Origin of the sequence: Citrobacter sp. Cpo045 (genome assembly GCF_030332875.1) — a bacterium.
Taxonomy (GTDB): Bacteria; Pseudomonadota; Gammaproteobacteria; order Enterobacterales; family Enterobacteriaceae; genus Citrobacter; species Citrobacter portucalensis.
The window spans coordinates 102,020-115,820 of sequence record NZ_JAOWGZ010000105.1; the positions used below are offsets into that span (position 1 = coordinate 102,020).

At 48.4% G+C, this 13,801-nt stretch carries 17 protein-coding genes, 1 tRNA gene and 1 riboswitch; of the genes, 5 read left to right on the plus strand and 13 right to left on the minus strand.

The window, feature by feature from the left end; genetic code table 11:
* Positions 1–98 precede the first annotated feature (98 nt).
* Positions 99–186: transfer RNA gene (locus OGY13_RS21490), tRNA-Ser, on the plus strand.
* A gap of 153 nt (positions 187–339) precedes the next feature.
* Here the strand turns inward: OGY13_RS21490 and OGY13_RS21495 are convergent.
* The 8 genes from OGY13_RS21495 to OGY13_RS21530 form a co-directional block, all read right to left on the minus strand.
* Entirely contained in the window at positions 340–1,143 is an 804-nt protein-coding gene (locus tag OGY13_RS21495) for a cytochrome c1 (RefSeq protein WP_213752047.1), read from the minus strand.
* Positions 1,144–1,145: 2 nt separating this feature from the next.
* On the minus strand, positions 1,146–2,306 hold the full coding sequence (locus OGY13_RS21500) for a cytochrome b (RefSeq protein ID WP_053069337.1): 1,161 nt from the start codon (positions 2,304–2,306) through the stop codon (positions 1,146–1,148).
* A gap of 1 nt (position 2,307) precedes the next feature.
* Positions 2,308–2,859 carry a ubiquinol-cytochrome c reductase iron-sulfur subunit gene (petA, locus tag OGY13_RS21505; RefSeq protein ID WP_008784301.1) on the minus strand — a complete coding sequence of 184 codons (552 nt, stop codon included), beginning with the start codon at positions 2,857–2,859 and terminating at the stop codon, positions 2,308–2,310.
* A gap of 27 nt (positions 2,860–2,886) precedes the next feature.
* Entirely contained in the window at positions 2,887–3,327 is a 441-nt protein-coding gene (locus OGY13_RS21510; RefSeq protein ID WP_008784302.1) for a pseudoazurin, read from the minus strand.
* A 10-nt stretch (positions 3,328–3,337) separates the two neighbouring features.
* Positions 3,338–4,153 carry an ABC transporter ATP-binding protein gene (locus tag OGY13_RS21515; RefSeq protein WP_008784303.1) on the minus strand — a complete coding sequence of 272 codons (816 nt, stop codon included), beginning with the start codon at positions 4,151–4,153 and terminating at the stop codon, positions 3,338–3,340.
* The gene (locus OGY13_RS21520) at positions 4,150–5,217 is read right to left on the minus strand and encodes a FecCD family ABC transporter permease (RefSeq protein WP_186413539.1); all 1,068 of its coding nucleotides are present in this window, start codon (positions 5,215–5,217) and stop codon (positions 4,150–4,152) included. Before OGY13_RS21520 ends, OGY13_RS21515 begins: the two co-directional genes overlap by 4 nt.
* 65 nt (positions 5,218–5,282) lie before the next feature.
* Entirely contained in the window at positions 5,283–6,338 is a 1,056-nt protein-coding gene (locus OGY13_RS21525) for an ABC transporter substrate-binding protein (RefSeq protein ID WP_008784305.1), read from the minus strand.
* A gap of 221 nt (positions 6,339–6,559) precedes the next feature.
* Positions 6,560–6,782: riboswitch (cobalamin riboswitch) on the minus strand.
* 247 nt (positions 6,783–7,029) lie between these two features.
* Entirely contained in the window at positions 7,030–7,533 is a 504-nt protein-coding gene (locus tag OGY13_RS21530; protein ID WP_190973165.1) for a GNAT family N-acetyltransferase, read from the minus strand.
* Positions 7,534–7,751: 218 nt separating this feature from the next.
* On the opposite strand from OGY13_RS21530, the gene OGY13_RS21535 reads away from it, so the two are divergent.
* The 4 genes from OGY13_RS21535 to OGY13_RS21550 all read left to right on the plus strand — a co-directional run bounded on the left by OGY13_RS21535 (position 7,752) and on the right by OGY13_RS21550 (position 10,853).
* Positions 7,752–7,907 carry a hypothetical protein gene (locus OGY13_RS21535; RefSeq protein WP_156183252.1) on the plus strand — a complete coding sequence of 52 codons (156 nt, stop codon included), beginning with the start codon at positions 7,752–7,754 and terminating at the stop codon, positions 7,905–7,907.
* A gap of 112 nt (positions 7,908–8,019) precedes the next feature.
* Positions 8,020–8,727: a purine-nucleoside phosphorylase gene (gene deoD / locus OGY13_RS21540; RefSeq protein WP_008784307.1), complete on the plus strand. Its 708-nt coding sequence runs from the start codon at positions 8,020–8,022 to the stop codon at positions 8,725–8,727.
* A 38-nt stretch (positions 8,728–8,765) separates the two neighbouring features.
* Positions 8,766–9,920, plus strand: coding sequence for an MFS transporter TsgA (gene tsgA, locus OGY13_RS21545; RefSeq protein WP_213752046.1), 1,155 nt, complete (start codon positions 8,766–8,768; stop codon positions 9,918–9,920).
* A 96-nt stretch (positions 9,921–10,016) separates the two neighbouring features.
* Positions 10,017–10,853 (plus strand): nucleoside-specific channel-forming Tsx family protein, encoded by an 837-nt coding sequence (locus OGY13_RS21550; protein WP_125363228.1) that lies wholly within the window; start codon positions 10,017–10,019, stop codon positions 10,851–10,853.
* A 47-nt stretch (positions 10,854–10,900) separates the two neighbouring features.
* Here the strand turns inward: OGY13_RS21550 and OGY13_RS21555 are convergent, their stop codons facing one another.
* The 5 genes from OGY13_RS21555 to dsbA all read right to left on the minus strand — a co-directional run bounded on the left by OGY13_RS21555 (position 10,901) and on the right by dsbA (position 13,751).
* Positions 10,901–11,434 (minus strand): Crp/Fnr family transcriptional regulator, encoded by a 534-nt coding sequence (locus OGY13_RS21555; RefSeq protein ID WP_353622099.1) that lies wholly within the window; start codon positions 11,432–11,434, stop codon positions 10,901–10,903.
* A 12-nt stretch (positions 11,435–11,446) separates the two neighbouring features.
* Positions 11,447–11,587, minus strand: a complete 141-nt coding sequence (locus OGY13_RS21560) for a hypothetical protein (RefSeq protein ID WP_250153067.1) — start codon at positions 11,585–11,587, stop codon at positions 11,447–11,449.
* 121 nt (positions 11,588–11,708) lie between these two features.
* Positions 11,709–12,002 (minus strand): chaperone modulator CbpM, encoded by a 294-nt coding sequence (gene cbpM, locus OGY13_RS21565; protein ID WP_003832033.1) that lies wholly within the window; start codon positions 12,000–12,002, stop codon positions 11,709–11,711.
* A complete protein-coding gene (cbpA, locus tag OGY13_RS21570; RefSeq protein WP_213752045.1) occupies positions 12,002–12,922 on the minus strand; it encodes a curved DNA-binding protein in 921 nt (306 codons plus the stop codon). Before cbpA ends, cbpM begins: the two co-directional genes overlap by 1 nt.
* Before the next feature lie 205 nt (positions 12,923–13,127).
* A complete protein-coding gene (gene dsbA, locus OGY13_RS21575) occupies positions 13,128–13,751 on the minus strand; it encodes a thiol:disulfide interchange protein DsbA (protein WP_213752094.1) in 624 nt (207 codons plus the stop codon).
* Between the last annotated feature and the right edge of the window lie 50 nt (positions 13,752–13,801).

The following is a 13,801-nucleotide window of genomic DNA, read 5'->3' on the forward strand; positions in this document are numbered from 1 at the left end:
TTATTTCAGTCGATTAACAACATTTTGGCTGTTTTTCAGGCAAACGAACACATTGGTGCTTTACAGGTCCGTTCGGGATGTTTATAGTGCGCCTCATTGGAAGCGTGGCCGAGCGGTTGAAGGCACCGGTCTTGAAAACCGGCGACCCGAAAGGGTTCTAGAGTTCGAATCTCTACGCTTCCGCCAAACATAAACCCCAAGCTATAAAATAGCTTGGGGTTTTTTCATTTTGCTCGGTTTATATTTTGCCTTCCTTTACTCGTCTTACTCGCGCAAGGGCAACTGCGCACCTGACCGGTTGAATGCTGGTGAACTGAGTAATCCCCCGCCTCGCAAGACCTAAATGAGCGAACGTCTCTTCATTAGTCGTGCTATCCATAGCAAGCCCAGCATAATAGCCAGATAGCCCATAACGTAATTTCCCTGTTGCTTTCGTTCAGAAATCGTCGGGTCGGCAGCCCATGCCAGAAAGGCGGTAACATCCCTGGCATATTGCTCCTCAGTTTCAGCTTTTTTCGACGCTGGGCTCCATTGGATCTCCCCACTCGTCAGCGGTTTTTGCATGTTAATCACACCGCCAGGAAAATAGCGATTAGCCTTCAGTTCGGGATCGGCAGGCAGATAGCCGGTTAGCAGCGCGTAAACGTAATCTGCCCCCTGGTCCGTGTAGGGCAGAAAAGCATCTAACAAAAATTGTGGGAATCCGCGATCGTATGAGCGGGCACGGACGATATAGCTCAGGTCAACGGGTTCAGCGCCATTATTAAGGTAGCGTGCTTCCCGGTCGTTTAGATATGGTGATATAAAGCTGTCATTTAGCGTACCGTCGCGCTCACCTATCTGGCCGTCATCCTGAATCGCAGGAAACTGATAGCCGCTGGCGATACTTCTTGCTTCTTCAACCGTGAGTTCCAGACCACCGGGTCTGGTCAACGTCCGAAAGGTAAGGTGTTTCATGCCGTGACAAGCGCGACACTTCTCTTCATAAACCTGCAGACCACGTCTAAGCTGTTCCTTATCATATTGACCGGTAATGCCGCTGAAGCTCCATTCCTGGCGTTCAGGCGTGGCTTCCTGCGCATATGAGGAACCCAGCCCCAATAGAGAAAAGGACAGGACGCTGAATTTCAATAGTTGTTTCATCCTCAATCCTGTTTTTCCAAAAAACGACGGCAAGGTAAGACGATTAAAAACCAGGCAAACCAAATCAGTGTCGAAAGCTGGGATGCGGCACGAATCCAACCCTCTTCATTACGAAAGCCATCAAGAAGATCCGGGCCAACCAGCGCTTTCGACCCTAACCAGCCTAAAAAGCAGGCATTAATAACCCATAGCCAGTATCCGCACTTAACCAGTTTGCTGTAATGGCGAAAACGAGCTCGGGAAGTATCAAGCCAGGGCAGAAAATAGAAAATCAGTATCGAACCGCACATCGCGGCTAGTCCCACGAATTCATTCGGGAAGCAGCGCAAGATGGAGAAGAAGGGAAGGAAATACCATTCCGGCGCAACAATCGCGGGTGTAATCGTTGGGTCCGCAGCAATAAAGTTGTCGGCGCTGCTCAGATAGTGCGGTGCGAAGAATAAAAACCAGGCGAAAACCATCAAAAAAAGAGTGATTTTGATAGCATCGAGATCGGTAATTTTGTAATCGAACAACAGGCTCCTGGACTCTTTCTCGCTAAACTTCTTTTTCATCGCTTGGGCAAACGCCGACTGTACGGTACGTATATGGATAACCGTGGCGACGATAATCACGAAGGGAAGAATAAAGTGGATAACAAAAAAGCGGCCAAGCATCGGTGTCCCCGGCGTATGGCTGCCGACTAAATATGCGTAAATTGAATCACCCACCAGCGGGATAGCCTGGGCAAAACGGGTAATTACAGTTGCCGCCCAGTAGCTTTTTTGCCCCCAGATAAGGCTATAACCAAGAAACGCAGTTATCATCAGCAGGATATACAGCGTGACGCTAACCATCCACATTGTCGTCCAGGGCTTGCGGTAAACGTTGTAGTACATACCACGAAAAATATGCAGATAGCAGGCAAAGAAAAAGAGCGACGCGCCAATAGCATGCATGTTGCGTAACAGCTCTCCATGGCGAACCGCGCGCATAATATGAATAATGGAGTCAAATGCCAGCTCAGCCGTCGGCACGTAAAACATCGCCAGCACAATACCCGTAAGGATCTGCACCCCGAGCATAACCAGCAGGATAGCGCCGATTGCAAATACCCAGAGTCCAGCAACAGAGCGAGGAAAAGGGATACGCCCGCGAAGCGAATAGACAAGCTCATTCCTCATTTCAGACTTCCTTCGTGCCGATACGCACGACCTGCCCATCGGAATGAATAACGTAGTCTGGGATTGCCAGGTTGGCAGTCGCGGGCCCGCGTGTCACGCGCCCGGAGGTATCAAACTCAGAACCGTGGCACGGACAAATCCACCCCTCCCCTCCCGGTCGGGCGTTGGGTACACACCCGGCATGTGGGCAATAACCTTGAACTACCAGCCATTGAGGATGGGCTGCAGAGACCCTGGCGCTGTCTGGCTGTGGGTCGATAAGCGTATCCAGGTCGGCACTTCTGGCAGTAATGATTTCATCCGTGGTGCGATGGTGAATAAGAATCAACTTTCCTTGCCATACACGTCTGACGGTTTGTCCAGCAGCAACACCTGCAAGAGAGACATCAATCGGTTCATTTTCCCCAAGCGCTTTTTCATCCGGACCCAAGGCCGAAACCAGCGGCCAGACTGCAGCCGCGATGCCTGCTGCACCGACAAATTTTGTCAGTTTACACAGGCATTCCCTACGTTGTTCCTGGATTTCGCCGTCTGGAAGTTTATTCTCTGCCACCTCGTATACCTCCCTGAGTATCGCGGATTAACGTTTGTCGATACGCGCGTAAATTTCCTGAAAGCGCTTGTCAGCAATACCTGGTGCTTTGAACGCTCGGTAGCTTTCTGGTAACGAGGCATCTCCAACCTTAATCAGCATCACCATGCCCTGTGCGTAATGCGGTGTACATTTGATGCCGTAAAACCCGGCATTGTCATAAGTAACTTCGATCTCTTCATCTATTTTTCCCATAAATCCAGGATAGCCAGCCGGAGACAATTCAGCGATTGAAGCCGCGTTGTGGCTCTTATGTTTACGGATAAACTTCACCGTATCCCCTGGCTGGATCTCCAGATAATCTGGCTCATAGACCATTGGTCCCCCAGCCCCACGATTTTTCATCAACACTTCGTGAGTTTGTGCGAAGGCAGAAGAGGCGAAGGCGAGTAAACACAAAATTTGCAGACTCTGTTTGAGGTATTTCATTGATTCTTCCTTAAAATTCATCAGGCCGTTGATAACGAATAAAACAATTTTCACCACCCGCATCCTTTTCAATGATGGCGTTGATTCCAAACCAGGTGTGGAGGTTTTCGCGGGTAAAAACGGTGCAAGGTTTCCCCTGCATCGCCATATGTCCGGACGTCATTACGATGATGCGATCGCAGAACATCGCGGCATGATTAAGATCGTGCAGAGCGGCAATCACCGTGAGCTTTTCACGTTTAACCAGACTCAGCAGGCCAATCTGATGTTGAATGTCGAGGTGGTTGGTGGGCTCATCCATCAGCAACAACTTCGGTTGTTGCGCCAGCGCCCGGGCGATATGCAGGCGCTGTTTTTCTCCCCCTGAAAAGGTATGCCAGCAGCGATGCTGTAATTCACTGAGATCGACCTTTTCCAGCATAGTTTGCACAATATCGTCATCTTTGGCGGACCAGGGGGAGAGCATGCTAAGCCAGGGGGTTCGCCCCAGAGAAACGGCTTGTAAAGCGGTAAGACGCTCGCTGGTTTCAGCCTGTTGTTCGACCAGCGCCACCTGTTGCGCAAGATGACGCCGCGAATAATGCTGTAGCGCCTTATGTTGCAGAGTGATGTACCCGGAGGTCGGCTTCAGCAAACCGGCCAGCAGTGAAATCAGTGACGTTTTGCCCGAGCCGTTGGGACCAATGATGCCGACAAACTCACCGGGCGTTACGCTGAGTGAAATGTCATCAACAATCGTCTTACCTTTAACCCTCCAGCGCAGATTACAGGCTTCAATAACGGCTTGTGCAGAGTTCACAAGGGGGGATACGAGATTCACCGTCATTTGTTCTGGTTTCCTCTAATCAGAATGATTGAAAACGCAGGGGCGCCAACCAGAGCTGTGATCACGCCTATTGGTAGAACCTGGCCGGGGAGTAACGTGCGGGAAATAACATCTGCGATAATGAGGAAAATCGCGCCGGTAAGCGCACTCACTGGCAGCAGTCGATGATGCTGGTTGCCGACCAGCAGACGAGCGGCATGCGGGATAACCAGACCGACGAAGCCGATCGCACCAACAATGGAGACCATAATTGCCGTCATGCCGGTGACGGCGGCAATCAGTACTGCACGGGTACGTTTTACTGGAATCCCCAACGATGCCGCAGACTCAGTGCCAAAGGAGAAGGCGTCGAGATGACGGGCATAACAGAAGCACAGCACAATACCGACCAGAGCGGTAGGAATGGCTAAGACAACATCGGGCCAACGTACACCGCTCAAATTACCTAACAACCAGAACATAATTCCACGCGCTTGCTCGGCATTTGCTGAGCGGGTGATGATGAGCGACGTAATTGCATTGAAAAGCTGCGAGCTGGCGATGCCGGCAAGAATTATTTGGGTTGTCACACCGCCGCCTTGTCTACCGCCAGCAGCCATTGCCAATAGTGCAACGAACATAAATGCCGTTAGCGCGCCAATGAAAGCCCCCAATGACATGCTGATAACGCCGGCCCCAAGCCCGGTGAGAGCAATCAGCACCGCTCCGGTGGATGCTCCGGCAGAAATCCCCAGTAGATAAGGTTCGGCGAGTGCATTGCGTAGCAGCGACTGTAACACTACGCCGGAAACAGCCAGGCAGGCACCGCAACTGGCAGAGACCAGCGCTCGGGTCAGGCGATAGTTCCAGACGATCCCTGCATCCAGCGCATCGACAGGATAGTGGGTATCAAAAAGATGATTTGCCAGCGTACTGAGCACATGCCGCCAGGGGATCAGCGTTTCGCCGATGGAAATCCCCGCCAGCAGTACGCAGCACATCAGCGCACTGACCCAGACGGTATGCCCACCGACTCTCACTGCAAGCAGACCAAAGGCACGACGCATCCTGCGTGGATCACTCATGATTATCTGCGTTCCTGAGTAACAGAGATGCGCTATACCGCGCAGGATATAGCGCAAAACGTAGATTAATGAGCAGCCTGCGGATGAGCTAAGCCATATTCAACCAGGGCATCAGCCAGTTTTTCTAGCCCATCAATAGTTCTGATCCCAGCATTCATTGTCTGTACGTCGATGACCGGCAGATGGTTTTCCTTAACGGCAGGAACCAGCGTGGTGACAGGATCGGACTTGAGGTATTCCATCTTGATCTTCCAGTCATCTGCCGGGAAGCGGCGACGGCTCATCTCGCCGAGCACAATGACAGAAGGATTAGCTTTAGCGATAGTTTCCCAGCCCACTGTTGGCCATTCTTCGGCAGAATCAATCACATTCTTCACACCCAGTGTTTGGGCTATCCATGCTGCTGGGCCAAACTTTCCGGCAACGTAAGGATCGAGCTGTAAATCGGCACTTGAAAACCAGAACACGGCAGAAACATTCTTATCAATACCGGTAATTTTATTTTTCGCTGCGGCTTCACGTGCTTTAAGGCTGGCAATCAGCGCTTCGCCTTTATCCTGAACATCGAAGATTTTTGCCAGATCGGCGACTTCCTGATACACCATGGTGATATCAAACATCCCTTTACGGACACCATCACCACCATCTTCGTTATCTTTCGCACAGTCAGCTGGCGCGGTGTAAACAGGAACCTTCAGTTCACTAAACTGTTCATAAGAGGCAACCGTGCCAGCTGGGCCGATTTGCCACTCAAACTGGCTGGCGACCAGATCCGGTTTTTTAGCCAAAATCCCTTCAAAGCTCGGAATATTTTGCGCAATAACGGCAACTTTTTCATTTTCTGTTTTATAGGTGTCCAGTACCGGGCCAAACCACAATGAAGTACCGACGACGCGATCGGCAAGCCCTAATGAATAGAGGATCTCGGTACTGTTCTGACCCACCGTTGCCACGCGCGTTGGTGCCTGATTAAAGGTAATATCGCGGCCGCAGTTTTTAATCGTCAGAGGATATTCAGTTTTTGCCGCGTTAGAAAAACCGGAAGCGAGCAGCAGAGCAGTGGTACCAAAAATAGCCAGAAGCGTTTTTTTAGAGGAGTAAAAGGTAGAATTAGCGTGCATTGTCATCGTCCCGTTGATGCCAGAATCTTAAGGTCTGGTCATGGCTCATTTCATTCCATATATCGGGAGGAGACATGAAGATAGATGACATTGAATCGTGAAATTTAAGAATAAAGATATGCGAAAAATGCAAATAATCCTGACTTAGCCAAAATCTTATTCATAAATACACTACTGCTTGTGTCAAATAATTCATCCCATGGACCATCCCGTCCACTCAATGGTATACATCATTGACAGCAGGTCTCCTGACTCACGGTAATCAGAATATCAGCCTTCCCATAAAGATAAACTTTACAGTGACCAGTGGCTTATTAGCCACACAAGGATATTCTGCATCCGCCTACAGTTGCGGGGGCAGTTATGGAATTGAATTAAATAATTCTCACCATATTCCTATTCATACACAAAATGTAATGAAATACTGTCGAAAGTGACTCTAACGGCAATTGTTAACAAGGTCAACCACGGAATGTAAGAGGTAAAGAGATAATGCCGTTCTGAAAATTATCAGTAAAAACAATAGGATGTAGATGCATTCCTCTGTGTGTTGCTATAAATGAAAATAACAACAGAAAGCTAAATGAGAATTGATTGATGTTGATCAAACTACGAGCATGATTCAATCTCTGCGTATGAAACATATTGATCACCATCAAAAATGCTGCGGATTGGTGTTTGAATCCTTTTTTTATGAACTCTCCATATGTACCAATTGCCATTCATCCTGCATATCCATAATCACCTTAAAATTATTACGCAACCAGAAGTGATATCCTCCGGGTAAAAAATGATGGGTGTGAAGATACAACGTTTTATATTGATGTTGCTGGCAGAATACATCTGCTAAAGCAAACAATTGGCTACCAATCCCCTGTCTACGATAGCGTTCATCCACGTAGCAACGACAAATTTCTGCCGTTTCACGCAAGTTGTAACGCCCACGCAGTTCAGTAATACGATCATTATATTGACATACCGCCAGTGTGGCGATTAATTCTTGGTTTTCACTCCATGCGCAAAGCAATAAATTTCTTTCCTGTAACAGATACTGTTGTTCGAGATCAAAGAGATCTTCTTCGGTAGAAGGCATGGATCTGCCGGCATTGAAGAATAAATTAAGATGCTCAATAAGGAACGACTGAACAGCAGGAATATCGGCGTGAGTCATCTCACTAAATCTAAATGGGATCATGGCATGCATAACTCAATCTTAGAATGGAAAACGATAATAACAATAAGCCTCCTTTAAAAACAATATTGAGCGGCAAGAGTCAGAAATGCAATTATCTTTGGCGCTATTCTGCATACGGATTATAAATGGGAATCGTAAGTCCCTGCTGCTGGCGACGGTAGTGACCACGCCGCTGAGGGGATTTGGGGGGCCACAATCGGATGGTGAGGCGCTTGCTTGTGACTGGTTCCCGTCGCAGCCGTCGCCTTCATCTGGCAGTGCGAATTTGCCATGAACAACGTACTGCTTCTTTGCGTCGGGATGCTGACGTTACTCACCGCACGCCAGAAGACCAACACGCTGTGTTCCGTTTTACCACTTACCTGCACCACTAACTCTCAAAAATGAGAGGCCGATCCTCTGAGCAGGACTTTTGTCCTCAATCACCTCACAAACGTCTGGTTACAATCCCTGCATATCTTCAATACCCATAATTCAGGAATTGTTATGACTGCACATATTAATGCCAAGCCAGGTGATTTCGCTCCAACCGTTATTATGCCGGGCGATCCGCTCCGCGCTAAATTTATTGCCGAAAATTATCTAATGGATTACCGCGAAGTCACCAATGTACGTAATATGCTGGGTTATACCGGTTTATATTTTGGGCAACCTGTTTCGGTGATGGGACATGGAATGGGCATTCCTTCAATGACGCTTTATGCCCATGAACTGGTACATGATTTTGGTGTGCAAAGAATTATTCGCGTTGGCAGTTTAGGCGCAACACAACATCATGTCAAAATGCGCGATATTATCCTGGCCATCGCAGCCGGAACGGATTCAGTCACAAATTTAAAACGTAGCGCAGGCTATGCGATGGCAACATCCGCCTATTTCCCATTATTGCAGCAGGCGTGGACGCTGGCACAGAAGGCCGGTATCGATATTAAAGTCGGCAATGTTTTTAGCGGCGATCTTTATTACGATCCTGACGAAAATTTAATACCGGCACTGGAAAAATTCGGTGTGCTGGGTGTAGATATGGAAGTAGCAGGCTTATACGCTTTAGCGCATCAGTTTAATATTGAAGCGCTGGCTATTTTAACTGTCTCCGATCATTGCCTGACCGGAGAAGAAACAACCGCAGAAGAACGACAATTGACCTTTAACAACATGATTGAGTTGGCGCTAAATACTGCTGTTACCGCTTAGTTCCGGCTTTTAATTGAACCAATCAGAGATGGCATTATATGAAGAATAAAATAGCACTTACGCTGATTAGTTTTCTGGCAAATTTTATTATGGTAGGGTTTGCCAGTCAGTTCGGTATGCTAATCGAACCGATTGCAGTACGCTACGGTGCCGATGTGAATACCGTTGCTTCGATATTTTCGTTGCTCAATGGTGGAGCATTAGCCGGCACCATCGCCGCCTTTTTCCTGATTGAGAAAATCGGTGTGAAGCGTATGACGCTCATTATCTATTCGATAGTGTTCCTTTGCGCTCTGGTAATGCATTTAAGCCCTGGCTTATGGCCTGTGATGGTCGCCATGACCCTGGTGGGCTTTTGCGGTGGGATCGGTCTGTGCGTGGCGGGAACGATTGTGGTATCGGTCTGGCAGGATCGTATTCAAAGTACGATGCTGGTGGTGCAGGACGCCACTTTCAACGTTGCGGGCGTGGTTTTTCCGCTGATCACGACCTTCGCCCTGACGCACAATATGTCGTGGAGTTACAGCTATCTAAGCGTGGGTATGGTGGCCTTACTCACGCTGGGCGTTGTGGCGCTCACCCGCTTTACTGCCTGCGAGACGGCGCCCACGGCAGATCGGACAGATAAGGTAAAATCGGAGTGGAATCCAGGGATCATCAGCGGAGGCATTGGCCTGTTCTTAGGTATGCTGGCGCTGTACACCTTCCTGACCTGGGCACCATTATTTGTGAAGAACAAATTTGGCATTCCCTTTGAAGAAGCAGGAAATATTATTACGCAATACTGGGGTGCTGCGCTGGTCGGGGCATTAGTATCAACCGTCATTGTTTCTCGGGTGAAGATACATTATTTCCTGCTAAGTATTATTCTGCTGGCAAGCATTATTACCACAATTATCGTCACGAAGGATAATATCTCCGGGCTTGATTATCTGGCATACAGTTACGGGTTTGTCTGTGCTGCGCTGTATAACTCATTTATTGCCTATGGTGTTTCTTTCGTGAAGCGTGCGAGCAGTCAGAACGTTTCTTATATTTTAATTAGCGGCAGTGCCGGGGCCATGTTTAGTCCGGCGATCAGCGCGCTCATGGAAAAAACAATGGGATTGCAGAAAATTATGTACGCGATACCGGTGTTGTATTTAATTATCTTTGTCATGTTGATGGTGACATTAAAACTCAAACGTAATTAAAAGCACTGATAACACTTACCTCTTTAATTAAATAGCCAGTCGCCACACCATTTATATGGTGGGGCGATACTCAACCTTACTCAAAGGAATTGAAAAATGCTGAAGAACAATAAGTTAATGATTAAAAAAATAATCCTGGGTGCAGTAGTGGCAATGAGCTGTATGCAAGCATTCGCGGCTGACTATACTGATGGCAACATCCGTAAAAATGATTTTAACTGGATGCAGATGAACTTAATGCAAAGTGTGGACGCGAAAGTGCCATATGGTATTCGCAATGACACCTATCTGGAACTGGAGTTTGGTGCACGCTCTGGCATTATCGATCTGTACGGTTATGTGGATTTCTTTGATATTTTGGATCGCGAGCAGGACGATCGTCATGGTGGTGATAACTTCTTTGCCAAGATATCTCCGCGTTTTTCCCTGGACGCCATTTTTAATAAAGATTTATCCGTTGGGCCGTTTAACGAATTCTATATTGCAACGGTAAATAACATTGGCGACCGGGAATTATTTGAACATTACGTTGGCCTGGGTACAGATGTGAAGGTCCCGTGGTTTGGTCTGGTGGGAATGAACATCTATGCGCACTATGTTCGTGAAAACTACGGTGCGGATAACGAAGGAAAGTGGGATGGCTATATGTTCTCGACTAACTGGTCGACGCCATTCTATACCTTTGCCAACGGCAGTTATCTGAACTATCAGGGGTACTTTGACTACCAGTTCGCCGCGAATAAGATTGCTAATCAACCGTTATACAGCAATAACGCGATTGAATGGTATAACGGTATCTACTGGCATTCAGAGCATTATGCAGTCGGTTATGGCCTGAAGTATTTCCGTAACATGGCATTGATGGAAAACCACGGCGGAGCAGGGCGTACCACCGGGCTCGGTCACTATTTCAGCCTCACCTATAAGTTCTGATTGCGCCGAAATGACACACCAATGCTCTGTTAACGAGCGTTGGTGTGTCAGTCAATGATGTCATTGCCGAGAAATTTACGCAGCCCATCCAGATCCTTAATTTCCAGTCCTTGCTTCGTTCGCGTTACCAGCCCGGCATCCGTCAGCGCTTTAACCGCCCGCCGATAGACCCGGTCGGTTGTGCCGAATCGCTCAGCTTCCTGGTATTTTTTATGGAAACCATCCATCGGCTGCTTGTTCTGATGCTGGCGATACAGGTCATACGCCACGTTATGTACGATAGGGTAGAGCATCCGGTGCAGGAAGATTTCCAGCATATCCTGATAATCAATCGCCATTGCACTGGCAAAAAATATCGCCAGTCTGGGGTGCTGATTTAGCGCTTCTTCCAGACGGTCACAGCTGCACACCGCTACGGTCAGTGGTTCTTCCGCGACGATATCAAGCTGGCAGCGATACCCGGTAAAAAACTCCATTTCACCAAACAGCTGCTCGTCGCATTCCATGGCGCCCAACTGGAATCGGCGGCCATTCTCCGCGCTGTAACGCAGCGAAATTCTTCCGGATTGCACCATGATCAGTCGATCGACAACCTATCCCTGGCGGTATAGATACTCATCTTCCTGGATAATCTGCGTTTCAGAGAGCAGTTCCTCAAATATCTTCTCAATCAAGGCATCATCCTGCTGCCAGATGTTGTGAAAACGACCTTTCGTGAGGGGTTTAAGCTGCATGACTCAACGTCTTATTGTTTAAGATAATTCTTATCTCAGACTGTATGCCATCTGCTGGGCAATGTCATTAAGAGCGCGGGGCGGATAATAAAAGGACCAGCACCATGCTGGTCCTGACACACTAAGGATGGCTGATAAAGCGAGACAGGCGCTGGCGCAGCAGGCGGTTTTCCTGGCGTAACTGAGCGTTCTCCTCCAGCAACGTCAGCGCAACGGCAATCCCTGGCCAGTCAAGTTCCAGCTCCTGACGCAGGCGCACCGCGCGACGCATTACTGTCAGCGCATGATCGTCAAACGTCTCGTCTTCATGAGGTTCTATCACCCCTAAGCCGACAATCTCATGCAGTTCTTCTTCTGATACACCGGTGTACAGACAAAATTCGGTAATGGTAAAAGTGACGGTAACGTTAGCCATTATGCTTTCCCCCACTCTTTGCGCGGATCAAAGGTCTTTTGTGCATCCGCCAGTTGTTGCCACAGGGCGGCACTGGCGTCGTCAGGTTTCGGTGGCATGACGATCTTGATCACCGCATACAAATCGCCGGTATGTTTTTTACTTACCAGACCCTTGCCCTTAATGCGTAGCCGCTGACCGGCCTGGCTGCCTGCAGGAATGGTCAGCAGGATGCTCTCTTTCAGCGTCGGAACGGTTACTTTCGTACCCAGCGCAGCTTCCCACGGCGCGAGGGGAACGACAACTTCCAGATCCTGATTAACAATATCGAACAGCGGATGCGGCGCAATATGAATCACCAGCCACAAATCACCGTTCGGTCCACCGTTTTCGCCGGGGGTACCCTGGCCTTTCAGACGGATACGCTGACCGTTACCGACGCCAGCCGGAATTTTCACATTCAGCGTTTTAGGAATTTCTCGTTCTACCATGCCAAACGCATTATAGACTGGCAGGTTGTAACTGATAGTGCGGCTATGCTCAGTAAGCGTTTCTTCGAGGAATACGGCAACTTCAATTTCAATGTCGTGCCCGCGGCTGGCAGGGCGCTGGCGCGACTGGTGCGCACGCTGGCCAAAAATGGAGGAGAAGATATCGTCGAAATCTTCGGCGCTGTAGCTTTGATTCTCTCCTTGCTGGAATTGACGGCTGAACTGTGGGTCGTTGCGGTGCTGCCACAGCTGGTCGTACTCGGCGCGTCGCTGCTCATCACTCAAAACTTCCCAGGCTTCTGCAACCTCTTTAAACCGGGCCTCTGCGTCAGTCTCTTTGCTGACATCAGGATGATATTTACGGGCGAGTCGACGATAGGCGGTCTTGATTGTCTTGAGATCGTCTGTCGGTTTCACGCCCATAATGGCGTAATAATCCTTTAATTCCATAGCGTTCTCTCGTGTAAATCAACACTTGCAGAAGGTGAACCCTGACAACAGGTATCACCGCTAAGTTTAGGGTAATCCTGATAACGGCGAATGCCAACCGGGAAGGGAGGATATTGCGATAAACGATGCAGGCATTGCACCACCAACAGCGCAGTTGAGGTTACGGCATCTGTTGTGTGGTGCGAAAAATGAGATTAGCTAAAAATCAGGATTTGCTTATCAGGAAGCGGACCGTATCAGCATAGTTTTGCACGAATGCATTAAGGTCATCTGACTTCAGTCCTTTTGGATTGATCATATATTTTCCGTTGATAAAAATGGCGGGCACACCGGTTAGATCAACTGCCTTCGCCATTTCTTGCTGCTTAGCGGTCAGTGATTTCACGGCAAAGCTATTCCATGCCGCATCATAATCACTGGCGCTGACGCCCGCGCTGATAAATACGTTACGAATATCGTCCGCTGTTTTAACGGTTTGTTTTTTCTGAACGGCATCAAAAAGCAACGGCTTAACTTTATCTTGTACGTTCAACAGCATGGCGACGGACCAGGCGTGGGTCATGTCTCGCCCCAGCGGACCTAAAAAGTCGACGTGGTATTCGGTGAGTTTGACATCTGCAGGCAATACTTTTTTCACGTTATCAGTGATTTCAAAAACTTCATCGTACTGATAACAGGAAGGGCAATAGAATGAGAAAAACTTCAGTGCGGCTGGAGCGGAAGCGACAGGTTTTTCCAGTGAGATATACTCTTTGCCGTCGGTAAATGATGCTGCCTGAGCGCTAACTGTAAAAAGTAACCCAATCAGGGGTAATAAATATTTTTTCATTTCCATATACTCTAAATAACATTTAATAAACAAATTATCTGCTAATGAAT

Coding starts and splice junctions, on each gene's coding strand:
- OGY13_RS21495 (WP_213752047.1), bottom strand. CDS start 1,143: ATGAAACAACTATTGAAATTCAGCGTCCTGTCCTTTTCTCTATTGGGG.
- OGY13_RS21500 (WP_053069337.1), bottom strand. CDS start 2,306: ATGAGGAATGAGCTTGTCTATTCGCTTCGCGGGCGTATCCCTTTTCCT.
- OGY13_RS21510 (WP_008784302.1), bottom strand. CDS start 3,327: ATGAAATACCTCAAACAGAGTCTGCAAATTTTGTGTTTACTCGCCTTC.
- OGY13_RS21515 (WP_008784303.1), bottom strand. CDS start 4,153: ATGACGGTGAATCTCGTATCCCCCCTTGTGAACTCTGCACAAGCCGTT.
- OGY13_RS21520 (WP_186413539.1), bottom strand. CDS start 5,217: ATGAGTGATCCACGCAGGATGCGTCGTGCCTTTGGTCTGCTTGCAGTG.
- OGY13_RS21525 (WP_008784305.1), bottom strand. CDS start 6,338: ATGCACGCTAATTCTACCTTTTACTCCTCTAAAAAAACGCTTCTGGCT.
- OGY13_RS21530 (WP_190973165.1), bottom strand. CDS start 7,533: ATGATCCCATTTAGATTTAGTGAGATGACTCACGCCGATATTCCTGCT.
- deoD (WP_008784307.1), top strand. CDS start 8,020: ATGACTGCACATATTAATGCCAAGCCAGGTGATTTCGCTCCAACCGTT.
- tsgA (WP_213752046.1), top strand. CDS start 8,766: ATGAAGAATAAAATAGCACTTACGCTGATTAGTTTTCTGGCAAATTTT.
- OGY13_RS21550 (WP_125363228.1), top strand. CDS start 10,017: ATGCTGAAGAACAATAAGTTAATGATTAAAAAAATAATCCTGGGTGCA.
- OGY13_RS21560 (WP_250153067.1), bottom strand. CDS start 11,587: ATGCAGCTTAAACCCCTCACGAAAGGTCGTTTTCACAACATCTGGCAG.
- cbpM (WP_003832033.1), bottom strand. CDS start 12,002: ATGGCTAACGTTACCGTCACTTTTACCATTACCGAATTTTGTCTGTAC.
- cbpA (WP_213752045.1), bottom strand. CDS start 12,922: ATGGAATTAAAGGATTATTACGCCATTATGGGCGTGAAACCGACAGAC.
- dsbA (WP_213752094.1), bottom strand. CDS start 13,751: ATGAAAAAATATTTATTACCCCTGATTGGGTTACTTTTTACAGTTAGC.